Raw genomic sequence first — 26,563 nt, forward strand, 5'->3', positions numbered from 1 at the left:
CCGGCTGAGGGCCCGCTTTCCGCGCGACGGCCCGTTTCGTGCAACGGCCCGTTTTGCGCAACGGCCTTCTACTCCGCCGTCGCGCCGGACTGCCGGATGACGGCGGCCCACTTCGTGACTTCCTGCTCGACATGCTTTCGCATGGCTTCCGGCGTGCCGCCCTCCGGACTGGCACCGAGCGTGGCCAGCTGGTCGCGCATCGACCGGTCCTGCAAGGCGGCATTGACCTGCTTATTCAGCGCCTGCACGACGGCCGGCGGCGTGTCGGCAGGCGCGAACAGGCCATACCACGATTTCACTTCGAAGCCGGGCAGCCCGGCGCCCGCGATCGTCGGCAACTGCGGCGCGAACGGCTGCGGCTGCGCGCTCGTCACGGCGAGAGCGCGCAGTTTGCCGCTGCGAATGAACGGCAGTACCGACGGCGCATTGTCGAACATCACCTGCACCTGCCCCGCCATCAGGTCGGTCAGCGCCGGAGCGCTGCCCTTGTACTGGATGTGCTCCATCTTGATGCCCGCCATCGACTTGAACATTTCCGCCGACAGGTGCGTGGACGAGCCGATTCCGGACGACGCGAAGTTGACCGTGCCCGGATGTGCCTTGGCATAGGCGATGAACTCGCCCACGGTCTTCACCGGCAGCGCAGGATTGACCACCATCACGTTGGGAAAGCTGGTAACCAGCGCGACGGGGGCAAAGTCCTTGCGGATGTCGAACGGCAGCTTCCTGTACAGCGTCGCGTTGATGGCATTGGCATTCGAGCCGAGGAACAGCGTGTAGCCATCCGGGGCCGAGCGCGCCACGCCGCTCGCCGCAATGCTGCTCGCGGCGCCGGGGCGATTCTCCACGACGAACGGTTGTCGCATCCGGACCGACAGCTGGTTCGCCAGCAGCCGCGCGGCGGCATCGGCGGAACCGCCCGGCGCATAGCCGACCACGATCTTGACGGGTTTGGAGGGATAGGCGGGCTCGGCGGTGGCGATCAGCGGGGCAGTCAGCGCCAGCGCGGTCAGGACGATACGGGCAGTGGACTTCATACGTCGATCTTCGGAAGAGAGGGAGTGGGCGAGAGCGGGGCCGCCAGATAGCGCTGAACCAGCCGGGCCCAGAATGCCGCGCCAATCGGCAGCGTCGCGTCATTGAAGTCATAGCGCGGGTTATGCACCATGCAGCCGCCTTCGCCAATGCCATCGCCGACGCCGTTGCCGAGCCGAAGGAAACATCCCGGCCGTTGCTGCAACAGGAAGGCAAAGTCCTCGCTCGCCATGACCGGTTCGAAGTGGGGATCCACGTTATCGCTGCCGACCAGATCGCGGGCCACCTCGATGGCGAAGGCGGTCTCGCGCTCGGTGTTGACGACCACCGGATAGCCGAGGACGTAGTCGATTTCGGCGGTGGCGCCATAGCTCTGCGCCTGCGCCTGGACCAGCGCGTCGATGCGCGCCCGCAGCCGTTCCCGCACCTTGGAGTCGAATGCACGGACGCTGAGCTCGAGCGTCGCCGACGCGGGAATCACGTTGTTCGCGGTGCCCGCCTGCAGCACGCCGACCGTGACCACCGCTGCCGCAGCAGGATCGACGTTGCGGGACACGATCGTCTGCAAGGCCATGACGATGCTCGACGCCACCACGATGGGATCCACGCTCAGGTGCGGCCGCGCCGCATGACTGCCCTTGCCGATGACGGTGACGGTGACTTTGTCGCCCGAAGCCATGAACGGCCCGCTGCGAAAGAGGAACCTGCCGGCCGGCTGGCCGGGATGGTTGTGCAGGCCGAATACGGCATCGCAGGGAAACCGTTCGAACAGGCCTTCGGCGATCATCCGTTGCGCACCGCTGCCGACCCCAGCTTCTTCGGCGGGCTGGAAGTAGAGGCGGACCGTGCCGTCGAAGCCACGGTGCTGGGCCAGGTACTGGGCCGCGCCGAGCAGGATCGCCGTGTGGCCATCGTGTCCGCACGCGTGCATGACGCCGGCAGTCCGGCTTGCGTAGGGCAGGCCCGTGGCCTCCTGGATCGGCAGCGCATCCATGTCGGCGCGGATGCCGATGCTCCGGTCGCTGGTGCCGGCCTTCAGGCTGGCGACCACCCCCGTGCCGGCAATGCCGGTCGCCACTTCATAGCCCCATTCGGTCAGCAATTGCGCGACCAGCGAAGCGGTCGCGTGTTCGGCGTAGGCCAGTTCGGGGTGCTGGTGAATGCGTCGCCGGATATCGGCCAACGCCCCGGCCTGTGCCGTCAGGTGTTCGACCTGGCAGAGGTCCGCTGTCGACATGGTTGGTTGCTCCTGTTCTGAGTTGCCCGATCAGGAGTGCAATACTGGCCGCCGACCTTTGTTCGATCAATGTATGATTTCGGCGAATATCGTTGTCTTGAGGTCAACGATGGAGGGAATCGGGAGATCGGCATGGTCAAGCTGGGCGACAAGCGGCTGGGGTATTTCTACGAGGCGGCGACCTGCGGGTCGGTGCGCGGCGCGGCGGACCGGCTCAACGTCGAACCGTCCGTGGTGAGCCGGCAGATCCAGCAACTGGAGCAGGAGCTCGGCGTGGCCTTGTTCGAGCGCAAGGGCAGGGGCATCGTGCCGACCGATGCCGCGGCCCTGGTGCTCGAGCACTGCCGCAACCGGCTCGCCAGCGAAGAGGCCCTGCGCGAGCGCATCGACGAACTGGCGGGCTTGCGGCGCGGCACGCTGCGGCTGCTGGTGGGCGAGGGATATGTGGACCTGCTGATGAATGGCGTGATCGACGTCTTCTGCAGGCAATACCCCGGGGTGCAGGTCGCCGTCGAACTGGCCAGTGCGGCCGATGCCGTGGCCAGGATCGCCACGGACGAGGCGCATATCGGCGTGGTGATGAACGCGCCCGCACAGGCAGACATCGAAGTCGTTGGCGAATGCAGCCAGCCGGTCTGTATCGTGACCTGGCCCGGCCATCCGCTGACGAAACACGACGGCACGCCCACGCTGCGCGAGGCCGCTGATTATCCGGTTGCCATCATGGCACCCGGATTCGGACTGCATCAGTTGATTCGCCTGGGCGAGTTCGCCGAGGGCATTGCGCTGGATCCGGCATTCACTTCCGGCTCGATTGCCTTGCTCAAGCGTTTCGTGATGAAACGACTCGGCGTGACTTTTCTGTCCAGCAGCGCCGTGGCCGAGGAACTCGCGCGCGGAGAGCTGGTGGCTATCCGGAGCGGCAATACGGCGCTCGAGGCGGCGAAGACGCGCGTCATCGTCAGGAAGGGGCGCGTGCTGACCGAAGCGGCGCGCCGCATGCTGGGATTGCTGGAAGGGGCCTTTCGTCAGCAGCAGACCCGCTAAGCCCGCTTGGGATACACCGTGGCCGCGCACGCCAACGCGATGCGCCATGCCGCCTGGGGCGCGGCGGCATGGCCCTGCTGCGCGCGCCTCTACCCGTTATCGCGTACCCACAAACAGCACGCCCGCCGACCGGTCCGAAGTCGTGCCGGCGGCGATCAGGCCGCGGTCTTCCGCGCTGTAATACGCGACGCCGCTCATTTTCTGCCCCGGGCGGGCACAGGGCGACGGACCGAACGTCACGGTGATGTCGTAGGCGTTGCCACGCGCGCGCGGCTTGGCCACGCCTTCGATGCGGCAGCCGGACGCGCCCGCGCCGCTGATCGTGCCCGAAGTGGCCACCGTAATGGTCGCCGACTCGCCGCCCTCCGGAATCACCGACGTACCGGTGTAGGTGCCGGCCAGCGTCGCCAGCGACGGCGTCAGTTCGTAGTTCTTGTCGTAGGTGCTGGTAAAGGTCGCGGTCTGGCCCGTTGCCGGATAGCGGACGGTGCCGTTCAGGTTCCCCTTGGTCGCGTAGGTGCCGTTGACCGCCACGTCGAAGATGCCGCGCGACGACACGCTGAAATCCTTGCCGTCGTTCGACGTGAAGCTGCCATTGGCGGCATTCAGCTTGCCCTGGACCACGCCGAGCGAGACCGGCGCCAACGAGGTGTAGATCATGTAGTAGGTGCCATCGTCGAGCACGAGGCCGGCGATGTCCTGGTTCGCCGAAGTCTTGCCCGTGTACAGGCCTTCCGCAGGGGAGGTGGCCGGCTGCGGAGCCGGGCCGTCATCGTCTCCGCCGCCACCGCCGCAAGCGGCGAGCGCCAGTGCCAGGGAGGCAATCAGCAGGGTCTTGTTCATGGATTTCTCGAAGGGTTGTCTTTGTTTTTTATCGGGATGGCGCCCTGGCATTGCACCGGGGCGCGGCAATCTTAGAGGCAGGCCGCGGTGGCCGCCATTCCCGATTGGTGGGGGGCGCAGGACCTTCGAGCGGGGCTGGCTTGTTGGCTCCAGGTGTTTGACCTAGGATCGGACCGGTTCAGTGCCGGACGCGCGTCGCGCTGGGAGGGAAGACGATGGCAAACAAGACATCCACGAAAGCGGGGAAGGCCGGGGAGAAAATCGACGTGAAGACCGAGGTGACGGCCGCGGTGAAGACCACGGCGAAGGCCGCGGCGAAGCCGGCCGCGAAACCGACAGCAAAGGCGGCCGGGAAACCCGCAGCAAAATCGCCGCCCGACGGAAAGCCGGTCCTGCTCTCAGGCGGCAATCCTCAAATCCCGAAGGGCGACGGCGATGGCCCGGTGCAGGCCTACATCGCTGCCATGCCCGGCTGGAAGCGCGACCTCGGGCGACGACTCGACGCGCTGATCGTGCGCACCGTGCCGGACGTGCGCAAGGCAGTGAAATGGAATTCGCCGTTCTATGGCGTGGAGGGGCAGGGCTGGTTTCTCAGCTTCCATTGCTTCACGCGATACGTGAAGGTGGCCTTTTTCAAGGGATCGTCGCTGCGCCCGCTGCCGCCCGGCGAATCGAAGGACCCGAATACCCGATATCTCGACATTTACGAAGCCGACGAGATCGACGAGAAGCAGGTAGGCGACTGGATACGGCAGGCGGCGGAATTGCCGGGGTGGGTGCCGTAACCCGGCGATTTGGGCGCTGCGGACCGCGCGGTGCCACGGCTTTCGTTGCGTGGCCCATCGGTCAAGTGAGGATCGGAGTCCAGGTCGCAATGGCAAATTGCGGCATCGGACCGATTGCAGGGGAGAGGGTAGAAGGGGGGGCAGAAATCGCAGGATCGTGCGCCCCGACCCCGGAAATGAGAAAAGCCAGCGCAAGGCTGGCTTTTCGTATTCTGGTGGGTGGTACAGGGATTGAACCTGTGACCCCTGCCGTGTGAAGGCAGTGCTCTACCGCTGAGCTAACCACCCCTGCCGCTGCGCTTGAACTGCCGTGCAGCAGAGAAAGCGAGATTATGTCAGGACCTTTGTATCTTGTAAAGCCCTTCGGCGAATTTTTTGCGTTGCGGCGCTGCCTCCGACCCTGCCTGCGGCCCGTGGCGGCAGGGCGTCATGCCGCCTCTTCCAGCGGCGGCGCCTCCTGCCATACCGTCTTGCCGCCGCTGGCCTTGTCGAGGTCCTTGAGCACCGCGGCGTGGGCCGCCAGTTCGTCCTCGCTTGGCTCCAGCACCGGCAGGCGCAGCGCCGACAGGTCGGCGGTGGCGACCGCGGCCGGGCCGGCGCCCGCGCTGGCGTCCATCATGTCGATCACCAGCGAGTTCTGGCCGCGCGTCATCGCCAGGTAGACCTCGGCCAGAAGCTCCGCGTCCAGCAGCGCGCCGTGCAGCGTGCGGTGCGCGTTGCTGACGCCCAGGCGTTCGCACAGGGCGTCGAGCGAGTTGCGCTTGCCGGGGAACATCTGGCGCGCTTCGAGCAGCGTATCGATCACGCTGCCGACATGCTTGCGGAACGGCGGCAGGCCGAGCCGCTGGAATTCCATGTCGAGGAAGCCCAGGTCGAACGCGGCGTTGTGGATGATCAGCTCGGCGTCCTGGACGAAATCGCGGATCTCGTGGACGACCTCGGCGAACTTGGGTTTGTCCGCCAGGAATTCGACCGTCAGGCCGTGCACCGCAATCGCGCCGGCGTCGATGTCGCGCTCCGGGTTGATATAGAAATGCAGGTTGCGCCCGGTCAGCCGCCGGTTGACCAGCTCGACGCAGCCGATTTCGATCAGCCGGTCGCCGGTGGCGGCGTTCAGGCCCGTGGTTTCGGTGTCCAGTACGATTTGTCGCATGGCGGGCATTCTACTCAACCTGGGCGCCGGTGAGGGAGGCGACACCGCGATTGGCCAGCGCGTCGGCCCGTTCATTGCCCGGGTGACCGTTGTGGCCGCGCACCCAGTGCCAGGTGACGTCGTGCTCGGCGGCAGCGGCGTCGAGCGCCTGCCACAGGTCGGCGTTCTTGACGGGTTTCTTCTCGGCGGTCTTCCAGCCGCGCGCCTTCCAGCCGCGGATCCATTCGGAGATGCCTTTCTGCACGTATTGCGAATCGGTCCAGACCTGCACCTTGCACGGCCGCTTCAGCGCGCGCAGCGCCTCGATGACGGCGGTCAGCTCCATCCGGTTGTTGGTGGTATTGGCCTCGCCGCCGAACAGCTCCTTGACGTGGCCATTGGCGACGAGCACGGCGCCCCAGCCGCCGGGGCCGGGATTGCCTTTGCAGGCGCCATCGGAATAGATCGTGACTTCTTGCATCGATGAAGGTTGGGAACCGGTGCGGCGGGACGGTGCCGCGGGCCGGGCGTCCGCCGGGGCGGACAAGGTTGGATTCAGTGCCGGGCCGGCACGGCCGCGGCAGCGGGCGGGGCGGGGCCGCGGCGCTGGCCCCGACTTTCGTTACTTCTCTTCGCCGGGCGCCTTGCCGTGCGTGCCGTTGGGCGTGGCGACCGGGGCCGCCACCGGCGCCAGCGCGGCCTTGGGCGTCTTCCAGGCCGGCCCGACCAGGCGGATGTTGCGCACGCGCTTGACCGCCGACAGCATATAGACCGCGCCGAAGATTGGCCACCAGCGATCGCCGGCCTTCTCCATGAACGCGGCGCGCTGCAGCCAGCGGTCGGTGCGGTAGGGCGGACAATAGCAGCCGAAGCGGCCGCGGATGATATCGAAGCCGAGCAGCTTGAGCCAGTCCTTGATGCGAACGAAGCCGATCGACTGGGCGTCGGTCGGCAGGAAGGGATCGGCGCCGAGCCGGTTCAGGCCCTGGCGCGCGCCCCACAGGCTCATCGGATTGAAGCAGGACACCACCACGCGCCCCTCGGGCATCAGCACGCGCGAGACCTCGCGCAGTACCTCGTGGGGATCCTCGGAGAATTCGAGCACGTGGGGCAGCGTGACCAGGTCGAGGCTCTGCGTATCGAAGGGCAGCTCGTCGAAGCGGCACAGTACCTGGGCACCGGGGGCGCTGCCCGTCTCCGCGGCGCGCGGACCGTGCGGGCCGCTGCGGGCGTCCAGCGCCAGGCCGCCGAACGGCATGCGGTTCTCGCGCAGGGTGTCCAGCACCGGCATGCCGAGCTGGATCGCGTGATAGCCGAAGATGTCGGCCACGGTGCGGTCGTACTGGCCTTCCTCCCAGCGCAGCATGTACTGGCCGGGCGGGGAGGCCAGCCAGTTTTCCCAATCTATAATCGGACGCTTGGACATAGGAGCACGCATGTTGAGGGTGGAGCCGATCCCCGCTTTCCAGGATAACTATATCTGGGCGATCGACGACGGTCATGCCGCCGCCGTGGTCGATCCGGGCGAGGCCGCGCCGGTGCTGGCCTATCTGGCGCGGGCGGGGCTGGTCCTGGGCGCCATTGTAATCACCCACCACCACGGCGATCACCAGGGCGGGGTGGCGGACCTGCTGGCGGCCTGGCCGGCCGGGCCCGACGGCGAGCCTGTGCCGGTGATCGGACCCGCCGCCGAGCGCATCGGCCATCGTACCCGCGCGGTGCGCGAGGGCGACGAGGTCGAGCTGAAGGCGCCGGCGCTGCGGCTGCGGGTGCTCGAGGTGCCCGGCCATACCGCGGGACATATCGCCTACACCGGCGAGCTGGTCGGCATCGGCCCGGTGGTGTTCTGCGGGGACACGATGTTCGCCAGCGGCTGCGGGCGGCTGTTCGAGGGGACGCCGGCGCAGATGCTGGCGTCGCTGGACAAGCTGGCCGCGCTGCCCGACGCGACCCGCGTCTATTGCGCTCACGAGTATACGCGCAGCAATGTCCGCTTCGCCCGCGCGGTCGAGCCGGACAACGCCGCGCTGGCCGCCTGGGAGGCGCGCGTCGAGGCGCTGCGCGCCGCCGGCGAGCCGACCGTGCCGACCACCGTCGGCCACGAGCGCGCGGTCAATCCCTTCCTGCGCTCGCGCGAGCCCGCCGTGCGCCGGGCACTGGCCGGGCAGGGCGCGCAGGCGGGCGACGATGCCGCGGCGTTCGGCGCGCTGCGGGCCTGGAAGGACGGCTTTCGCTGACCGACATCCCGCCCATCCATCCGCGCCACCGCTGAGCGCCCCCGCGGAATGCGGAAAATCCGATTGACGCACGAGCCGCTTTGTCTTTAGCATCAGCCAATTTTTAGCGTCACGATCCGAGAAATTGATGAGAATTGGTCGATACCTGGCGGCCGTAGCCTGTGCGGCGCTGCTGGCGGCATGTGCCAGCACGCCCGTCCCGCCTGATGAAGCCGGCACGGCCGGCTCGCCGACCGCCCTGGCCTCCGCCACCAAGCCCAAATCCGGCCTTCCCCCCACCGATCCGCTCAATTCGATCCACCTGCCGCCGACCATCTCGCGCGATACCGCGCCGATCAACGTCGACGAGGACAGGATCGACTGGACACTGGGCCAGTCGCAGGACATCTGGGTGCGCATCCGTCGCGGCTTTTCGATGCCGGACCTGGAAGGCACGCTGGTCGAGGACCGCACGCAGTGGTATGCGGCGCGGCCCGACTATATGGAGCGGATGATCGCGCGGTCGAGCAAATACCTGTACCACATCGTCGCCGAGCTCGAACGCCGCAACATGCCGACCGAGCTGGCGCTGCTGCCCTTTGTCGAGAGCGCGTTCAATCCGGAGGCGGTGTCTAGCGCGAAGGCGGCGGGCATGTGGCAGTTCATTCCGAGCACCGGCAAGAGCTACAACCTGAAGCAGAACATGTTCCGCGACGAGCGCCGCGACGTGCTCGCCTCGACCGAAGCGGCGCTGGACTACCTGAGCCGGCTGCACGACATGTTCGGCGACTGGCATCTGGCGCTGGCGGCGTACAACTGGGGCGAGGGCGCGGTGTCGCGGGCGATCGCACGCAACGAGGCGCGCGGGCTGCCGACCGACTACGCCAGCCTGACGATGCCCAACGAGACGCGCTACTACGTGCCGAAGCTGCAGGCGGTCAAGAACATCGTCAGCAATCCGGCCTCGTATGGCGTCACGCTGCCGCCGATTCCGGACCACCCGTACTTCGTCACGGTAACCACTTCGCGCGACATCGACGTGACGCTGGCCGCCAAGCTGGCCAACATGCCGCTGGAGGAATTCCGCGCGCTCAATCCGTCGTTCAACAAGCCGGTGATCCTGGGCGCGTCGAACCCGCAGATCCTGCTGCCGTTCGAGAACGCCGAGCGCTTCCAGTACAACCTGAACACCTATCGCGGCGGCCTGTCGAGCTGGACCGCGGTGACGGTGGACGGCCGCGAGCGCGTCGAATCGCTGGCGGCGCGGCTGAACGTCGATCCGGACACGCTGCGCGAGATCAACCGGATTCCGAAGGGGATGCGGCTCAAGCCCGGCTCGACCGTGATGATCCCCCGCTCCGGACGCCATACCCAGGACATCAGCGCCACGCTGGCGGAGAACGCGATCCTGGCGATGGAGCCGGACCTGCCCGAAGCGCGCCGGCTGGTGGTGCGCGCCGGCAAGCGCGATACGGTCGCCTCGGTGGCGCGCCGCTATGGCGTGTCGGTCAGCCAGGTGCGCGCCTGGAACAAGCTGTCCGGCTCCAAGCTGGTGGCCGGGCAGAGCCTGGTGCTCAACGTGCCGGTCAAGCGCGCGCGGGCCATCGCCGAGCGCGACGACGAGGTACGGGTGATCCGCGTGTCGGGCAAGGGCAGCCGCGTGAGCGCCCGCCAGCGGGTGGTGGTCGAACCGCACGGCAAGGCGGTGCGGGCGTCGTCCAGGGCGTCCGTCAAGGCCAGCGCCAAGGCGTCCGGCAGCCGCGCCAGCGCCAAGGCCAGCGCCGCACCGAAGGCCAAGGCGAAGGGCAAGGCGCGCTGAGGCGCGGCACCGCAGCAGGCACCGGCGCAGTCGACAGCGGCGCCGAAGACACGGGAAAGGGCATGCCGAGGGGCGTGCCCTTTTTCTTTGGCGAGCCGGGCCAGCCGGATCAGCGGGATCAGTCGGACCAGCCGGCCCCGCGCGTGACCTTGTGGACATTGCGGATGGCGAAGCCGGTGCCGGTGGTGGCAAACTGGCGGTCCAACGATAACCGCCGCCCCAGCGGAGGAGACAGCAATGACCACCACCCGCGCCGTGCACGCGCGCTCCCTCGTCGATCCCGACGCCTTCTGGGCCGAACAGGCCCGCCGCATCGACTGGCAGACCCCCTGCGAACAGGTACTCGACTACAGCCGGCCGCCGTTTGCGCGCTGGTTCGTCGGCGGCCGCACCAATCTCTGCCATAACGCGGTAGACCGGCACCTGGCCAAGCGCGCCGAGCAGCCGGCACTGGTCCATGTCTCCACCGAAACCGACCAGCGCCGCAGCTACAGCTATCGCGAGCTGCACGCCGAGGTCAACCGCATGGCCGCGGTGCTGCTGGCGCTGGGGGTGCGCCAGGGCGACCGCGTGCTGATCTATATGCCGATGATCCCCGAGGCGGTGTTCGCGATGCTGGCCTGCACGCGCATCGGCGCGGTGCACTCGGTGGTGTTCGGCGGCTTTGCCTCGGTCAGCCTGGCGGCCCGCATCGACGACGCGCGGCCGCGCGTGGTGGTCAGCGCCGACGCCGGCTCGCGCGGCGGCAAGGTCGTGCCCTACAAGCCGCTGCTCGACGAGGCGCTGCGCTTGGCGCAGAACCCGCCCGAGAAAGTGCTGCTGGTCGACCGCGGGCTCGCGCCGATGGAGCGCACCCCTGGCCGCGACGAGGACTACCTGGCCTGGCGCGAGCGCGTCGGCGCGACGCAGGTGCCGTGCGAATGGCTGGAATCGAGCGCGCCGTCGTACATCCTCTACACGTCGGGTACCACCGGCAAGCCCAAGGGCGTGCAGCGCGATACCGGCGGCTATGCCGTCGCGCTGGCCACGTCGATGGAATACATCTTCTGCGGCAAGCCCGGCGACACGATGTTCTGCACCTCGGACATCGGCTGGGTCGTCGGCCACAGCTATATCGTCTACGGCCCGCTGCTGGCCGGCATGACGACGGTGCTGTACGAGGGCACGCCGGTGCGGCCTGATGCCGGCATCCTGTGGCAGCTGGTCGAGCAGTATCGCGTCAACGTGATGTTCAGCGCGCCGACCGCGATCCGCGTGCTGAAGAAGCAGGACCCGGCCTGGCTGACCCGCTACGACCTGTCGAGCCTGCGCATGCTGTTCCTGGCGGGCGAGCCGCTGGACGAGCCGACCGCGAGCTGGATCCAGTCGGCCATCGGCAAGCCGGTGGTCGACAACTACTGGCAGACCGAGACCGGCTGGCCGATCATCGCCCTGCAGCACGGCATCGAGGCGCTGCCCGCCAAGCTGGGTTCGCCGGGGCTGCCGGTGTACGGCTACGACGTGCGCATCGTCGACGAGCAGACCGGCGCCGAATGCGCGCCGGGGCAGAAGGGCGTGGTGGCGATCGAGGGGCCGCTGCCGCCGGGCTGCATGAGCACGGTCTGGGGCGACGACGAGCGTTTCGTCAAGACCTACTGGTCCGGCTTTCCCGATCGCCAGCGCTACTCGACCTTCGACTGGGGCGTGCGCGACGAGGACGGCTACCTGTTCATCCTCGGGCGCACCGACGACGTGCTGAACGTCGCCGGCCACCGGCTGGGGACGCGCGAGATCGAGGAAAGCATCGCCTCGCATCCCGCCGTGGCCGAGGTCGCGGTGGTGGGCATCGCCGATCCGCTGAAGGGGCAGGTTGCGCTGGCGGTCTGCATCCTGCGCGATGCGGGACGCGCCGCCACGCCGCAGGACCGCATGGCGCTCGAAGGCGAGATCATGCAGACCGTGGACCGGCAACTCGGCGCGGTCGCGCGGCCGTCTCGCGTGGTGTTCGTCGGCGCCTTGCCGAAGACGCGCTCCGGCAAGCTGCTGCGCCGCGCGATCCAGGCGGTGGCGGAAGGGCGCGATCCCGGCGACCTGACGACCATCGAGGACCCGTCGGCGTTGGCGCAGTTCCGGGAGGCGCTGCAGGGCTGAGCGCCCGCCGGCGAGCGGCGCCCACGGCCATGCCGGTGGTGCCGCTTGCCAAGCGGTCATCCTCGCCCTATTATTTTATATATAAAATATTTAGGGCTGTATTGATTGCGGCGCAGGTGGCACAGGATGACGGCGCCGCGCCGGCACATCCACGGCGGCAGAGGTGATCAGCCGCGACCGGTGGCCATCCATGGCGGTCAGGGGCGAACGGTGGCGAGCGGTAGCGACCCGGCGCCGCGAGGAGACCACAGATGCGAGTACTGTGTATTGGCGGCGGACCGGCCGGCCTCTACTTCGGCCTGCTGATGAAGCGGCAGGATCCGCGCCACGAGGTGGTGGTGGTCGAGCGCAACCGGCCCTACGACACCTTCGGCTGGGGCGTGGTGTTCTCGGACGCCACCATGGACAACCTGCGCGAGGCCGACCCGGAGAGCGCGCGAGAGATCGACGCGGCCTTCAATCACTGGGACGACATCGACATCCACTTCCGCGGCCGCACGATGCGCTCCAGCGGGCACGGCTTCATCGGCATCGGCCGCAAGCGCCTGCTGAACATCCTGCAGGCGCGCTGCGAGGCGCTGGGCGTGGAACTGGTGTTCGAGACCGACGTACAGGACGACCAGGCCCTGGCCGAGACATACCGCGCCGACCTGGTGATCGCCTCGGACGGCGTCAACAGCCGCGTGCGCACCCGCTACGCCGACACCTTCGCGCCGGACATCGACACGCGCCAGTGCCGCTTCGTCTGGCTCGGCACCAAGAAGCGCTTCGACGCCTTCACCTTCGCCTTCGAACAGACCGAGCACGGCTGGTTCCAGGCGCACGCCTACCGCTTCGACGACGATACGTCGACCTTTATCGTCGAGACGCCGGAACGCGTCTGGCGCGCCGCCGGCATCGAGCAGATGGACCAGCAGCAGGGCATCGCCTACTGCGAGCGGCTGTTCGCAAAATATCTCGATGGCCAGCCCTTGATCAGCAACGCCACCCACCTGCGCGGCTCGGCCAACTGGATCCGCTTCAACCGCGTGATCTGCAACACCTGGGTCCACTGGAACACGCTGGCCGGCGGCCGCCGCGTGCCGGTGGTGCTGATGGGCGATGCCGCCCACACCGCGCATTTCTCGATCGGCTCGGGCACCAAGCTGGCGCTCGAGGATGCGATCGATCTGGCCAGCAATCTGCGCGGCATGACGGAGCCCGGTCCGGACGCGCTCGACGAGGCGCTGCGCCGCTACGAGGCCACCCGCAGCGTCGAGGTGCTGAAGATCCAGAACGCCGCGCGCAATTCCACCGAATGGTTCGAGAACGTCGAGCGTTATGCGGGCCTGGCGCCCGAGCAGTTCGCCTATTCGCTGCTGACGCGCTCGCAGCGCATCTCGCACGAGAACCTGCGGCTGCGCGATCGCACCTATGTCGAGGACTACGAGCGCTGGCTGGCCCGCCAGGCCGGCGTGCCGGAGGAAAGCCTGCGCGCGCATGACGGTGCGCTGCCGCCGATGTTCACGCCTTACCGCGTGCGCGGCCTGACGCTGAAGAACCGCGTGGTGGTGTCGCCGATGGCGATGTATTGCTGCGTCGACGGCGTGCCCGGCGACTTCCATCTGGTGCATCTGGGCGCGCGCGCGCAGGGCGGCGCCGGCCTGGTGATGGCCGAGATGACCTGCGTCTCGCCCGACGCGCGCATCACGCCGGGATGCCCGGGTTTGTGGAACGACGTGCAGCGCGATGCCTGGCGGCGCATCGTCGAGTTCGTGCATGCGGGCACGGGGCTCGCCGGCGGCGCGCGCATCGGCATGCAGCTCGGCCATGCCGGCCGCAAGGGGTCGACGCAGCTGGGCTGGCAGGCGATGGACCATCCGCTGCCCGAGGGCAACTGGCCGCTGATCTCGGCCTCGCCGCTGCCCTACCTGCCCGGCATCTCGCAGGTGCCGCGCGCGATGACGCGCGAGGACATGGACCGTGTGCGCGACGATTTCGTTGCCGCGGCGCGGCGCGCGGCCGAGGCGGGCTTCGACTGGCTGGAGCTGCATTGCGCGCACGGCTATCTGCTGTCGTCGTTCATCTCGCCGCTGACCAACCGGCGTGAAGACGAGTACGGCGGATCGCTGGCCAACCGGCTGCGCTATCCGCTCGAGGTGTTCGCCGCGGTGCGCGAGGTATGGCCGTCGCAGCGGCCGATGTCGGTCCGCATTTCCGCGCACGACTGGGTCGAGGGCGGCATCACGCCCGACGACGCGGTCGAGATCGCGCGGGCCTTCAAGGCGGCCGGCGCGGACCTGATCGACTGCTCGTCGGGCCAGGTCAGCCCCGAACAAACGCCGGTCTATGGGCGCATGTACCAGACGCCGTTCGCGGACCGCATCCGCAACGAGGCGGGCATTCCGACGATCGCCGTGGGCGCGATCTCCGAGGCGGATCACGTCGACAGCATCATCGCCGCGGGCCGCGCCGACCTGTGCGCGATCGCCAGGCCGCATCTGGCCGATCCCGCCTGGACGCTGCATCAGGCCGCGCAGCTGGGCTATCGCCCGGTCGACTGGCCGGTGCAGTACCAGGCCGGCAAGCGGCAGCTGGAGACCAACCTCGAACGCGCCGCGGCGCTGGCGGGGGCGCGATGAGCGGCGATCGTTCGTCCTTGCCGCTGCACGGGCGGCACGCGCTGGTCACCGGCGGCGCGCGCGGCATCGGAGCGTCGATTGCCGGTCGGCTGCTGGCCGACGGCGCCAGCGTGACACTGCTGGGCCGCGACGGCGATGCGCTGGCGCGCGCGGTGGAGAGGCTTGGGCAGGACCATCCCGGTGCGCGGCTGCATCGAGTCCAGGCGGACGTCGCCGATGCCGACAGCGTGGCGCGGGCGTTCGACGCGGCCGCCCGGGCGCTGGGTCCGATCGGCCTGCTGGTCAACAACGCCGGCCAGGCGCACAGCGCGCCATTTGCAAAAACCGACCTGGCGCTGTGGCGGCGCATGCTGGACGTGAACCTGACCGGTACCTTCCTGTGCACGCAGGCCGCGCTGCCGGCGATGCGGGACGCAGGCTGGGGCCGCGTGGTCAATGTCGCGAGCACGGCCGCGCTCACCGGCTATGCCTATGTGACGGCCTACTGTGCCGCCAAGCACGGTGTGCTGGGGCTGACGCGCGCGCTGGCGCTCGAGCTGGCGCGCAGCGGCGTCACGGTCAATGCGGTCTGTCCCGGCTATACCGATACCGACATCGTGCGCGAGGCGGTGGCCAATATCGTGAGCAAGACCGGCCGCACGGAAGAGCAGGCGCGCGCCGAACTGGCCGGCCGCAATCCGCAGCGCCGGCTGGTGGATCCCGATGAAGTGGCCGACGCGGTCGCGTGGCTGTGCCGGCCGTCCGCGAGCGCGATCACGGGCCAGGCCATCGCGGTCGCCGGGGGCGAGGTGATGGCGGGCTGAACCGGCTTTCCGCGGCGGCGAACGACGAACCCAAGCACCGGGACCTCGGCAGCGATACATCGACACACACACCGACACACCGACACACCGACACACCGACACATCGACACATCGACACATCGACACATCGACGAGAGAACGCAGATGAACGAGATCGCACTGGACATGCGCCACCACAAGCGCGGCTTCGCGGACTTCGCGCCGCGCCACTTCCTGTGGTCGGTATCCGATGACGGCAAGGTCGGCACCGTGACGCTGAACCGCCCCGAGCGCAAGAACCCGCTGACCTTCGACGCCTACGCGGAACTGCGCGATCTGTTCCGCGCGCTGGTCTATGCGAACGACATCAAGGCGGTGGTGGTGCAGGGCGCAGGCGGCAATTTCTGCTCGGGCGGCGACGTGCACGAGATCATCGGCCCGCTGACGAAGATGGCGATGCCCGAGCTGCTGGATTTCACGCGCATGACCGGCGATCTGGTCAAGGCGATGCGGGCGTGTCCGCAACCGATCATCGCGGCGGTCGACGGCGTCTGCGCTGGCGCGGGCGCGATGATCGCGCTGGCCTCGGACATGCGGCTGGCGACCGAATCGGCGCGTACCGCCTTCCTGTTCGTTCGAGTCGGCCTGGCCGGCGCCGACATGGGCGCCTGCACGCTGCTGCCTCGCATGATCGGCCAGGGACGCGCCAGCGAGCTGCTGTACACGGGCCGCGCGATGAGCGCGCAGGAAGGGCTGCAGTGGGGCTTCTTCAATGCGCTGCACGCGCCGGAACGCCTGCGCGACGAGGCCGCCGCGCTGGCCGCGCAACTGGCCGCGGGCCCGACCTTCGCGCATGGCGTCACCAAGAAGCTGCTGCACCAGGAATGGAACATGGGGCTGGACGAGGCCATCGAGGCCGAGGCGCAGGCCCAGGCGATCTGCATGCAGACCGGCGACTTCCGCCGCGCCTACGAGGCCTTCGTCGCCAAGGCGAAGCCCGTGTTCGAAGGCAACTGAGTGAAGGTGACTCAGTGAAGGCAACCGAGGGAACTGACATGACCGGCTGGCAAGACGATCTGGCGCTGCCTTTCTTCGACGACGCGCACCGCGCGCTGGCGCGCGAGCTGGACGCCTGGTGCGCGCGCTCGTTGTCCGCGCAGCCGCATGCGCCCGGCGCCGATGTCGACGCGGACTGCCGCGCGCTCGTGCGCCAGCTCGGCGAGGCCGGCTGGCTGCGCTACTGCGTGCCGCTCGCCTACGGCGGCGTGCTCGACCAGCTCGATTCACGCGCGCTGTGCCTGCTGCGCGAGACGCTGGCGCGCCACGATGGGTTGGCCGACTTCGCGTTCGCGATGCAGGGACTGGGCTCGGGCGCGATCACGCTGGCGGGCGACGAGACGCTGCGCCAGCGCTATCTGCCGCGCGTGGCGCGCGGCGAGGCGATCGCGGCCTTCGCGCTGTCCGAACCGGAGGCCGGTTCCGACGTCGCCGCGATGCAGTGCAGCGCGACGCTGGACGGCGACCACTACGTGCTCGACGGCACCAAGACGTGGATCTCGAACGGCGGCATCGCCGACTTCTACTGCGTGTTCGCGCGCACCGGCGAGGCGCCCGGCGCGCGCGGCATCACGGCCTTCGTCGTCGATGCCGATACGCCGGGCCTGCGGATCGCCGAGCGCATCGACGTGATGGCGCCGCATCCGTTGGCCACGCTGCGTTTCGAGGGCTGCCGCGTGCCGGTCTCGCAGCGGCTGGGCGAGCCGGGGCAGGGCTTCAAGCTGGCAATGATGACGCTGGACATCTTCCGCGCCTCGGTCGCGGCCGCCGCGCTTGGCTTCGGCCGCGCGGCGCTCGATGAAGCGATCGCGCGGGCCACCGCGCGCCCGATTTTCGGCGGCAAGCTGGCCGACCTGCAGCTGACGCAGGCCGCGCTCGGCGAGATGGCGACCGCGCTCGACGCGGCCGCGCTGCTGACCTGGCGTGCGGCGTGGCTGCGCGATACCGGCGCGGGCCGCAGTCAGGGCGGCACCCAAGGCGGCGCTCCGGTCCGCACGACCCGCGAGGCCGCGATGGCCAAGATGACTGCGACCGAGAACGCGCAGATGGTGATCGATCGCGCGGTGCAGCTGTTTGGCGGACTTGGCGTACGCATCGGCAGCCGGGTCGAGAGCCTGTACCGTGAGATCCGCTCGCTGCGCATCTACGAGGGCGCCACCGAAGTGCAGAAGCTGATCGTCGCGCGCGAAACGCTGGCCGCGCGGCAACCGCGGTCCTGACCGCGCGCTCCACAGAACGAGCGCCGCCCATCAAGGAGACAGCCATGGCGAGCACAGCCCACATCGATACCTTCGCCCAGGACCGCCTGCCGCCGCGCGAGGCCTGGCCGCAGTTCCTGTTCAACGACGACACGCGCTATCCCGAGCGGTTCAACGCGGCGGTGGAACTGGTCGATCGCCATGTGCGCGAGGGCCGCGGCGAACGGATCGCGATCGGCTATCCCGATGCCGGCAGCGCCGGCGGGTTCGCCACCGTCAGCTATGCCGAGCTGGCCGCGCTGACCAACCGCATCGCGCGCGTGCTGACCGAGGACATGGGACTGGTGCCCGGCAACCGCATCCTGCTGCGCGGTCCCAACAACCTGATGATGGCCGCGAGCCTGCTGGCGACGCTGAAGGCCGGCCTGATCGCGGTGCCGACGATGCCGCTGCTGCGCGCGCGCGAACTGAAGCAGGTAATCGATCGCGCCGAGGTGGGCGCCGCGCTGTGCGATGCGCGGCTGCGCGACGAGCTGGACGCGAACATGCGCGAGGGCGGCGAGTTCCACTGTCCGACGATGCGGCAGGTGCTGTGCTTCAACGGCAGCGGGCCGGGCTCGCTCGAGGCGGCGCTGGAAGGCAAGCCCGACGATTTCGCCGCCTGCGATACCGCCAGCGACGACATCTGCCTGATCGCCTTTACCAGTGGCACCACCGGCCAGCCCAAGGGCACCGTGCATTTCCATCGCGACGTGCTGGCGATGTGCGACCTGTTCCCGCGCCATGTGCTTAAACCCACGGCCGACGACGTGTTCTGCGGCACGCCGCCGCTGGCCTTCACCTTCGGCCTGGGCGGGCTGCTGTGCTTCCCGCTGCGGGCCGGCGCCTCGACGGTGCTGGCCGAGAAGCTGACGCCGGAGACGCTGCTGGCGCTGATCCAGGACGCGCGCGCGACCATCGTCTTCACCGCGCCGACCTTCTATCGCCAGATGGCCGCGGCGGCGGGGCGCTACGACCTGTCGAGCCTGAAGAAAAGCGTGTCGGCCGGCGAGGCGCTGCCCGACGCCACGCGCCAGAGCTGGAAGGCGGCGACCGGCATCGAGATGATCGACGGCATCGGCGGCACCGAGATGATGCACATCTTCATCTCCAGCGCCGGCGACGAGGTGCGCCCGGGGGCGATCGGCAAGGTGGTGCCCGGCTATGTCGCGCGCATTGTCGACGAGAACATGCAGACGCTGCCGCCCGGCGTGCCCGGCAAGCTGGCGGTGCAGGGGCCGACCGGCTGCCGCTATCTGGACGATCCGCGCCAGGCCAACTACGTACGCGACGGCTGGAACCTGCCCGGCGATACCTTCGTGATGGACGCCGACGGCTACTACTTCTACCAGGCGCGTTCGGACGACATGATTGTCTCCGCCGGCTACAACATCGCCGGTCCCGAGGTCGAGGCCGCGCTGATGCAGCACGAAGCGGTGGCCGAGTGCGGCGTGGTCGGCGCGCCCGATGACGGGCGCGGCCAGGTGGTGGCCGCCTATGTGGTGCTGCGACCCGGCTTCCACGGCGACGATGCGATGCGCGTCACGCTGCAGGAGCACGTCAAGCGGCAGATCGCGCCGTACAAGTATCCGCGCCGCATCCACTTCGTCGACGCGCTGCCGCGCACCGAGACCGGCAAGCTGCAGCGTTTCCGGCTGCGGCAGATGGCCGAGCAGAACGGGACGCCGGCGTCATGACGGCAGCCGCGAGCTTTCGCAACACGGTGCGGGTGCGCTTCAAGGACTGCGACGCCGCCGGCATCGTGTTCTTTCCGCGCTATTTCGAGATGCTGAACGATCTGGTCGAAGACTGGTTTCGCGAGGCGCTCGACTGGCCGTTCGAGCGCATGCACGGCGCCGACCATGCCGGCGTGCCGACCGCGGACCTGCAGTGCCGCTTCGTCGCGCCGAGCCGGATGGGCGAGGTGCTGACGCGCGAGCTGGCGGTGACGCGGCTGGGCAGTTCCAGCTGCACGCTGCGGGTGCGTTTTCTCGGCGCGGAACCCGAAGGGCGGGCGGACCTGCGCGTCGAATTCAGTCAGCGCCTGGTCTGCGTCGATACGGCCCGCATGGCGCCGCGGCCCTTTCCCGCGCCGGTGCGCGAGGCGATGGCCCGCTTCGTCGACGAAGCGGCCGAAGCCGCATCGGCCACAGCGACCGCAACGGGCAGCTCGGCCAAATCGGCCACAGCGACCGCAACGGGCAGCTCGGCCAAATCGGCCACATCGGCTACATCGGCCACATCGGCCGCTTCGACCACAGCGCGCAGTTCGGCCGCAGAGGGCACCTCCGCCGCCTCGGCCATCTCGGCCTCTACTTCATCGAATTCCTGACGAGTCCAAGCTATGAACGATATCGTGGCGCCTGCCGCCAAATCCTCGACCAGTGCGAACACCGCGAAGACCGCCACCGCCGCCGAGCGGGGCGAGCCGATGGCCGTGCTGCAGCCCCCGGGCTGGGCCGCGCCGCGCGGCTATGCCAACGGCATCCTGACCGAATTCCAGGCCGGCAGCCGGCTGATCTTCGTCGGCGGCCAGATCGGCTGGAACGGCCAGTGCGAATTCGAAAGCGACGACTTCGCCGAGCAGACGGCCCAGGCGCTGCGCAATGTGGTCGCGATCCTGGAGCAGGGCGGCGCTCGGCCCGAGCATATCGCCCGAATGACCTGGTATGTGAAGGACAAGGCGGAATATGTCGCCGCCTATCCCGCCATCGGCAAACACTATCGCCAGATCATCGGGCGCCACTTTCCGGCCATGACCGCGATCGAGGTCGCGGACCTGATCGAACCGCGCGCCCGGGTCGAGATCGAAGTGACAGCCGTGGTGCCGCCCACCGTGTCCGCGACAGCGTGATACTGGCGCGCGCATCACGTAACCGGGGGAGGGAAATCCCTCGCCCGGCATACGCAAGTCCTTGAAAACTTGAGAAATTGGCCGGCGTGAGGTAGAATCCGAAAGTTTCGCTTTCAGAACCCTTCACCCTAGCGCCAACCGCATTCCACCTTCCGCCGCCCTGACCGCTGCCCTGCGGATTCGCCCCGGAGCGCCGTGCCGATCGCCGTCGACACCTTTGCCGCCCCCACGCCGAATCCCGCGCAGCCCGGCCCGACAGCCCCGGCTCGCCGCCGGTGCGCTCGCCGTCAGATTCGGGGCACGAGGCGTCGAGAGAGGTCGGTCACGGGGTGAATCCAGCAGGAGCCTACCCGTGTTACCGTCTTTTCCGCCCGCCATCCTTGCGCTAGCAGACGGCACGGTCTTTCGTGGCTATTCCATCGGCGCCTCCGGCCATACCATCGGCGAAGTGGTGTTCAACACCGCGCTGACCGGTTACCAGGAAATTCTCACCGACCCGAGCTATTCGCGGCAGATCGTCACGCTGACGTATCCGCATATCGGCAATGTCGGCGTCAATTCCGAGGATGTCGAAGCCACCAAAGTCCATGCCGCCGGCCTGATCATCAAGGATCTGCCGCTGCTCGCCTCGAACTTCCGCAAGCAGCACACGCTGCCGCACTACCTGAAGCAGGAGAAGGTGCCCGCCATTGCCGGCATCGACACCCGCAAGCTGACCCGCATCCTGCGCGAGAAGGGTGCGCAGAACGGCTGCATCCTGGCCGGCGAGGACAACGCGCAGAAGGCCATCGACTTGGCGCGCTCGTTCCCGGGCCTGGCCGGCATGGACCTGGCCAAGGTCGTGTCGGTCAAGGAGCCGTACGAGTGGAACCAGACCGAGTGGGCGCTGGAACGCGGCTATGGCAAGCTGGAGAACCCGCGTTTCCACGTGGTCGCGTTCGACTACGGCGTCAAGTTCAACATCCTGCGGATGCTGGCCCAGCGCGGCTGCCGCATCACGGTGCTGCCGGCCCAGTCGACCGCCGCCGACGCGCTGGCCTACAAGCCGCACGGCATCTTCCTGGCCAACGGCCCGGGCGATCCTGAGCCGTGCGACTACGCGATCCGCGCCACGCAGGAATTCCTGCAGCGCGGCATCCCGACCTTCGGCATCTGCCTGGGCCACCAGATCATGGGCCTGGCCGTCGGTGCGAAGACCGTCAAGATGCCGACCGGCCACCACGGCGCCAACCATCCGGTCAAGGATCTGGATGACGGCCGCGTGGTGATCACCTCGCAGAACCACGGCTTTGCGGTCGACGCCGCGACGCTGCCGGCCAACGCGCGCGTGACCCACGTCTCGCTGTTCGACGGCACGCTGCAGGGCTTCGCGCTGAACGACAAGCCGGCCTTCTGCTTCCAGGGACACCCGGAAGCGTCGCCCGGCCCGCACGACGTGGCCTATCTGTTCGACCGCTTCACGAAGCTGATGGAGGAGGCCCGCCAGTAAGGCGGACCTCGACATCGAGACCGGACGAGACGCTGACAAGACGCTGACAAGACGCGGACGAGACGACGACAGGATCGCGACCATGAACGCCCTGATGCACGCCACCTTCGGCATTACCGATTTCTGGACCTACCTGCTGGGCACGATCTTCATCGTGCTGCTGCCGGGGCCGAATTCGATGTACGTGCTGTCGGTCGCCGCGCAGCGGGGCGTGCGCGCCGGCTATCGCGGCGCCTGCGGCGTGTTCCTCGGCGACGCCATCCTGATGGTGCTGTCGGCGGCCGGCGTGGCCTCGCTGCTCAAGGCCAGCCCCGGGCTGTTCTACGTGATCAAATACATCGGCGCCGCCTATCTGGCGTGGATCGGCTTCCAGATGCTGCGCGGCGCGCTGCGCAGCTGGACCGGCCACGGCAAGGGCGCGCAAGCCGCGGCGGCGGAGCAGTGCGAGGCTGCGGGGCAGGGCGAGGGGCGGGGCGAGGGCCAGGGACCGGTGCAGGCCACCGACCCGACCAACCCCTTTCGCAAGGCGCTGCTGATCAGCCTGCTGAACCCCAAGGCCATCCTGTTCTTCGTCTCGTTCTTCATCCAGTTCGTCGATCCGCAGTTCGCCTATCCGGTGCTGTCGTTCGCCGCGCTGGGGCTGGTCTGCCAGGTCTGCAGCTTCGCCTACCTGACCGCCATCATCTTCGTCGGCGCGAAGCTGGCCGAGGCCTTCCGCCGCCGGCGCAGGCTGTCGGCCGGCATGGCGAGCGGCGTGGGCGCGATGTTTATCGGCTTCGGCGCCAAGCTGGCGACGGCCACCCTGAACTGAATATTGATATCCGGCGCGGTGCGCCTGCTCCCAGCGAGCGCGGACCGGCCGACAAAGAGAGCGTGCAATGCCAAAACGCACAGACATCCAGAGCATCCTGATCATCGGCGCGGGCCCCATCATCATCGGCCAGGCCTGCGAGTTCGACTATTCCGGCGCGCAGGCGTGCAAGGCGCTGCGCGAGGAAGGCTTCAAGGTCATCCTGGTCAATTCGAACCCGGCGACCATCATGACCGACCCGAACACCGCCGATGTGACCTACATCGAGCCCATCACCTGGGAAGTGGTCGAGCGCATCATCGCCAAGGAGCGTCCCGACGCGATCCTGCCGACCATGGGCGGCCAGACCGCGCTGAACTGCGCGCTGGACCTGCACCGCCACGGCGTGCTCGACAAGTACAAGGTCGAGCTGATCGGCGCCTCGCCCGAGGCGATCGACAAGGCCGAGGACCGCCAGAAGTTCAAGGACGCGATGACCAGGATCGGTCTCGGTTCGGCCAAGTCCGGCATCGCCCACTCGATGGAAGAGGCGCTGGCCGTGCAGTCGCAGATCGCGCGCGAGACCAACACCAGCGGCTATCCGATCGTGATCCGCCCCTCCTTCACCTTGGGCGGCACCGGCGGCGGCATCGCCTACAACCGCGAGGAATTCGAGGAGATCTGCAAGCGCGGCCTGGACCTGTCGCCGACGCGCGAGCTGCTGATCGAGGAATCGCTGCTGGGCTGGAAAGAGTATGAGATGGAAGTGGTCCGCGACAAGAAGGACAACTGCATCATCGTCTGCTCGATCGAGAACCTGGACCCGATGGGTATCCACACCGGCGACTCGATCACCGTCGCCCCGGCGCAGACCCTGACCGACAAGGAATACCAGCTGCTGCGCAACGCCTCGCTGGCGGTGCTGCGCGAGATCGGCGTCGATACCGGCGGCTCCAACGTGCAGTTCTCGATCAATCCAAAGGATGGCCGGATGATCGTGATCGAGATGAACCCGCGTGTGTCGCGTTCGTCCGCGCTGGCCTCGAAGGCCACCGGCTTCCCGATCGCCAAGGTCGCCGCCAAGCTGGCGGTCGGCTACACGCTGGACGAGCTGAAGAACGAGATCACCGGCGGCCAGACCCCGGCATCGTTCGAGCCGTCGATCGACTACGTGGTCACCAAGGTGCCGCGCTTCGCCTTCGAGAAATTCCCGCAGGCCGACAGCCACCTGACCACGCAGATGAAATCGGTGGGCGAGGTGATGGCGATGGGCCGCACCTTCCAGGAATCGTTCCAGAAGGCGCTGCGCGGCCTCGAGGTCGGCGTCGACGGGCTGGACGAGAAGTCGACCGACCGCGACGAGATCGTCGAGGAGATCGGCGAGGCGGGCCCGGACCGGATCTGGTACGTTGGCGATGCGTTCCGCCTGGGCATGTCGCTCGAGGAGGTGTACGCCGAGACCGATATCGACCCGTGGTTCCTCGCCCAGATCGAGGACATCGTCAAGACCGAGGCCCAGGTCAAGGCCCGCACGCTGGACAGCCTGTCGGCCGCCGAACTGCGCTACCTGAAGCAGAAGGGCTTCTCCGACCGGCGCCTGGCCAAGCTGATGAAGACCGACGCCAAGGCCGTGCGCCAGGCGCGCCTGGCGAGCAACGTGCGCCCGGTCTACAAGCGCGTCGACACCTGCGCGGCGGAATTCGCCACCAACACCGCCTACATGTACTCGACCTACGAGGCCGAGCACGGCGAGTGCGAGGCCAACCCGACCGACAAGCGCAAGATCATGGTGCTGGGCGGCGGCCCGAACCGGATCGGCCAGGGCATCGAGTTCGACTACTGCTGCGTGCACGCGGCGCTCGCGCTGCGCGAGGATGGCTACGAGACCATCATGGTCAACTGCAACCCCGAGACCGTGTCGACCGACTACGACACCTCCGACCGCCTGTACTTCGAGCCGCTGACGCTCGAGGACGTGCTGGAGATCGTCGACAAGGAAAAGCCGGTCGGCGTGATCGTGCAGTATGGCGGCCAGACCCCGCTGAAGCTGGCGCTGGATCTGGAGGCCAACGGCGTGCCCATCATCGGCACGAGCCCCGACATGATCGACGCGGCCGAGGATCGCGAGCGCTTCCAGAAGCTGCTGCAGGAACTCGGCCTGCGCCAGCCGCCGAACCGTACCGCACGCGCCGAGGACGAGGCGCTGAAGCTGGCCGAGGAAATCGGCTACCCGCTGGTGGTGCGCCCGTCGTACGTGCTGGGCGGCCGCGCGATGGAGATCGTCCATGAGCCGCGCGACCTCGAGCGCTACATGCGCGAGGCGGTCAAGGTGTCGAACGACTCGCCGGTGCTGCTCGATCGCTTCCTCAACGATGCGATCGAGTGCGACGTCGATGCGCTGTGCGATGGCAAGCGCGTCTTCATCGGCGGCGTGATGGAGCATATCGAGCAGGCGGGCGTCCACTCGGGCGATTCGGCGTGCTCGCTGCCGCCGTACTCGCTGTCGCAGGCGACCGTCGACGAACTGAAGCGCCAGACCGCCGCGATGGCCAAGGCGCTGAACGTGGTCGGCCTGATGAACGTCCAGTTCGCGATCCAGCAGAAGGACGGTCAGGACATCGTCTACGTGCTCGAAGTGAACCCGCGCGCCTCGCGCACGGTGCCGTACGTGTCGAAGGCCACCGGCCTGTCGCTGGCCAAGATCGCCGCGCGCTGCATGGCCGGCCAGTCGCTGGACGAGCAGGGCATTGGCGACGAGGTGGTGCCGCCGTACTACAGCGTCAAGGAAGCGGTGTTCCCGTTCAACAAGTTCCCTGGCGTCGATCCGGTGCTCGGACCCGAGATGCGTTCGACCGGCGAGGTGATGGGCGTGGGCAAGACCTTCGGCGAGGCCCTGTTCAAGAGCCAGCTGGCGGCCGGTTCGCGCCTGCCGGAACGCGGCACCGTGCTGCTGACCGTCAAGGACAGCGACAAGCCGCACGCGGTCAGCGTCGCCCGCATGCTGCACGACATGGGCTACCCGCTGGTGGCGACCCGCGGCACCGCGTCCGCGATCGAGGCGGCCGGCATTCCGGTGCGCGTGGTCAACAAGGTCAAGGACGGCCGTCCGCATATCGTCGACATGCTGAAGAACGGCGAGCTGGCGCTGGTGTTCACCACGGTCGACGAGACCCGCACCGCGATCGCCGATTCGCGCTCGATCCGGATCTCGGCGCTGGCCAACCGCGTGCCGTACTACACGACCATCGCCGGTGCCCGCGCCGCGGTCGAGGGCCTGAAGCAGATGCAGAATCTGGAGGTCTACGACCTGCAGGGCCTGCACGCTTCGCTGGCCTGATCACGGTCCCGGCCGAGCCCAGGTTCGGCTGACGGGACCGGATGCGCCGGACCCCTGCGTCCGCCGGTGTTGATGCCGGCGGACGTCTTGTCCTAAACTAACGGGAATTTCGGCGGCCTGCCGGCCGAAAAAGAAGCAATACGAAGCAATAT

General features: G+C 68.2%; 20 protein-coding genes, 1 tRNA gene and 1 pseudogene. 15 read left to right on the forward strand and 7 right to left on the reverse strand.

What is annotated here, in order from left to right; all coding sequences use genetic code 11:
* Positions 1-68 precede the first annotated feature (68 nt).
* Complete coding sequence (locus K7G19_RS13190) at positions 69-1,037, reverse strand: tripartite tricarboxylate transporter substrate binding protein (protein WP_226107610.1); 969 nt, start codon at positions 1,035-1,037, stop codon at positions 69-71.
* On the reverse strand, positions 1,034-2,272 hold the full coding sequence (locus K7G19_RS13195; protein WP_226107612.1) for a M20 aminoacylase family protein: 1,239 nt from the start codon (positions 2,270-2,272) through the stop codon (positions 1,034-1,036). Before K7G19_RS13195 ends, K7G19_RS13190 begins: the two co-directional genes overlap by 4 nt.
* Before the next feature lie 132 nt (positions 2,273-2,404).
* On the opposite strand from K7G19_RS13195, the gene K7G19_RS13200 reads away from it, so the two are divergent.
* Positions 2,405-3,319, forward strand: coding sequence for a LysR family transcriptional regulator (locus tag K7G19_RS13200; protein WP_226107614.1), 915 nt, complete (start codon positions 2,405-2,407; stop codon positions 3,317-3,319).
* A 96-nt stretch (positions 3,320-3,415) separates the two neighbouring features.
* Here K7G19_RS13200 and K7G19_RS13205 read toward each other — a convergent pair whose 3' ends face one another.
* Positions 3,416-4,162, reverse strand: a complete 747-nt coding sequence (locus K7G19_RS13205) for a hypothetical protein (protein ID WP_149319799.1) — start codon at positions 4,160-4,162, stop codon at positions 3,416-3,418.
* 215 nt (positions 4,163-4,377) lie between these two features.
* Here K7G19_RS13205 and K7G19_RS13210 point away from each other — a divergent pair, with 215 nt between their 5' ends.
* Entirely contained in the window at positions 4,378-4,947 is a 570-nt protein-coding gene (locus K7G19_RS13210; protein WP_370639534.1) for a DUF1801 domain-containing protein, read from the forward strand.
* A 213-nt stretch (positions 4,948-5,160) separates the two neighbouring features.
* On the opposite strand, the gene K7G19_RS13215 is transcribed toward K7G19_RS13210, so the two are convergent.
* The 4 genes from K7G19_RS13215 to K7G19_RS13230 all read right to left on the reverse strand — a co-directional run bounded on the left by K7G19_RS13215 (position 5,161) and on the right by K7G19_RS13230 (position 7,505).
* Positions 5,161-5,235: transfer RNA gene (locus tag K7G19_RS13215), tRNA-Val, on the reverse strand.
* Positions 5,236-5,374: 139 nt separating this feature from the next.
* The gene (gene dnaQ, locus K7G19_RS13220) at positions 5,375-6,100 is read right to left on the reverse strand and encodes a DNA polymerase III subunit epsilon (protein WP_149319817.1); all 726 of its coding nucleotides are present in this window, start codon (positions 6,098-6,100) and stop codon (positions 5,375-5,377) included.
* A 10-nt stretch (positions 6,101-6,110) separates the two neighbouring features.
* Positions 6,111-6,560, reverse strand: a complete 450-nt coding sequence (rnhA, locus tag K7G19_RS13225; protein WP_149319818.1) for a ribonuclease HI — start codon at positions 6,558-6,560, stop codon at positions 6,111-6,113.
* Between the two features lie 141 nt (positions 6,561-6,701).
* Positions 6,702-7,505 (reverse strand): class I SAM-dependent methyltransferase, encoded by an 804-nt coding sequence (locus tag K7G19_RS13230; protein ID WP_149319819.1) that lies wholly within the window; start codon positions 7,503-7,505, stop codon positions 6,702-6,704.
* 10 nt (positions 7,506-7,515) lie between these two features.
* Here K7G19_RS13230 and gloB point away from each other — a divergent pair, with 10 nt between their 5' ends.
* The 13 genes and pseudogenes from gloB (at position 7,516) to carB (ending at position 26,411) form a co-directional block, all read left to right on the forward strand.
* Positions 7,516-8,316: a hydroxyacylglutathione hydrolase gene (gene gloB / locus K7G19_RS13235; RefSeq protein ID WP_149319820.1), complete on the forward strand. Its 801-nt coding sequence runs from the start codon at positions 7,516-7,518 to the stop codon at positions 8,314-8,316.
* A 127-nt stretch (positions 8,317-8,443) separates the two neighbouring features.
* Positions 8,444-10,114 carry a transglycosylase SLT domain-containing protein gene (locus tag K7G19_RS13240; protein ID WP_226107616.1) on the forward strand — a complete coding sequence of 557 codons (1,671 nt, stop codon included), beginning with the start codon at positions 8,444-8,446 and terminating at the stop codon, positions 10,112-10,114.
* Between the two features lie 237 nt (positions 10,115-10,351).
* A complete protein-coding gene (locus tag K7G19_RS13245) occupies positions 10,352-12,244 on the forward strand; it encodes a propionate--CoA ligase (protein ID WP_226107618.1) in 1,893 nt (630 codons plus the stop codon).
* A gap of 251 nt (positions 12,245-12,495) precedes the next feature.
* Positions 12,496-14,865: a bifunctional salicylyl-CoA 5-hydroxylase/oxidoreductase gene (locus tag K7G19_RS13250; protein ID WP_149319823.1), complete on the forward strand. Its 2,370-nt coding sequence runs from the start codon at positions 12,496-12,498 to the stop codon at positions 14,863-14,865.
* The gene (locus tag K7G19_RS13255) at positions 14,862-15,668 is read left to right on the forward strand and encodes an SDR family NAD(P)-dependent oxidoreductase (RefSeq protein ID WP_226107619.1); all 807 of its coding nucleotides are present in this window, start codon (positions 14,862-14,864) and stop codon (positions 15,666-15,668) included. Before K7G19_RS13250 ends, K7G19_RS13255 begins: the two co-directional genes overlap by 4 nt.
* Before the next feature lie 144 nt (positions 15,669-15,812).
* On the forward strand, positions 15,813-16,664 hold the full coding sequence (locus tag K7G19_RS13260; RefSeq protein WP_226107620.1) for an enoyl-CoA hydratase family protein: 852 nt from the start codon (positions 15,813-15,815) through the stop codon (positions 16,662-16,664).
* Positions 16,665-16,702: 38 nt separating this feature from the next.
* A complete protein-coding gene (locus K7G19_RS13265; RefSeq protein WP_226107621.1) occupies positions 16,703-17,923 on the forward strand; it encodes an acyl-CoA dehydrogenase family protein in 1,221 nt (406 codons plus the stop codon).
* Positions 17,924-17,967: 44 nt separating this feature from the next.
* Complete coding sequence (locus tag K7G19_RS13270; RefSeq protein WP_226107622.1) at positions 17,968-19,638, forward strand: AMP-binding protein; 1,671 nt, start codon at positions 17,968-17,970, stop codon at positions 19,636-19,638.
* A pseudogene (locus tag K7G19_RS13275) lies at positions 19,635-20,063 on the forward strand (acyl-CoA thioesterase); the annotation flags it as partial. The gene K7G19_RS13270 and the pseudogene K7G19_RS13275, both read left to right, overlap by 4 nt.
* Before the next feature lie 309 nt (positions 20,064-20,372).
* On the forward strand, positions 20,373-20,795 hold the full coding sequence (locus K7G19_RS13280) for a RidA family protein (protein WP_226107688.1): 423 nt from the start codon (positions 20,373-20,375) through the stop codon (positions 20,793-20,795).
* Between the two features lie 352 nt (positions 20,796-21,147).
* On the forward strand, positions 21,148-22,284 hold the full coding sequence (gene carA / locus K7G19_RS13285; RefSeq protein WP_226107623.1) for a glutamine-hydrolyzing carbamoyl-phosphate synthase small subunit: 1,137 nt from the start codon (positions 21,148-21,150) through the stop codon (positions 22,282-22,284).
* 82 nt (positions 22,285-22,366) lie between these two features.
* Complete coding sequence (leuE, locus tag K7G19_RS13290; RefSeq protein WP_226107624.1) at positions 22,367-23,095, forward strand: leucine efflux protein LeuE; 729 nt, start codon at positions 22,367-22,369, stop codon at positions 23,093-23,095.
* A gap of 67 nt (positions 23,096-23,162) precedes the next feature.
* A complete protein-coding gene (carB, locus tag K7G19_RS13295; RefSeq protein WP_149319830.1) occupies positions 23,163-26,411 on the forward strand; it encodes a carbamoyl-phosphate synthase large subunit in 3,249 nt (1,082 codons plus the stop codon).
* Positions 26,412-26,563: the final 152 nt, after the last annotated feature.

Source organism: Cupriavidus sp. DB3, assembly GCF_020418465.1.
In the GTDB taxonomy this organism is placed as follows: domain Bacteria; phylum Pseudomonadota; class Gammaproteobacteria; order Burkholderiales; family Burkholderiaceae; genus Cupriavidus; species Cupriavidus cauae.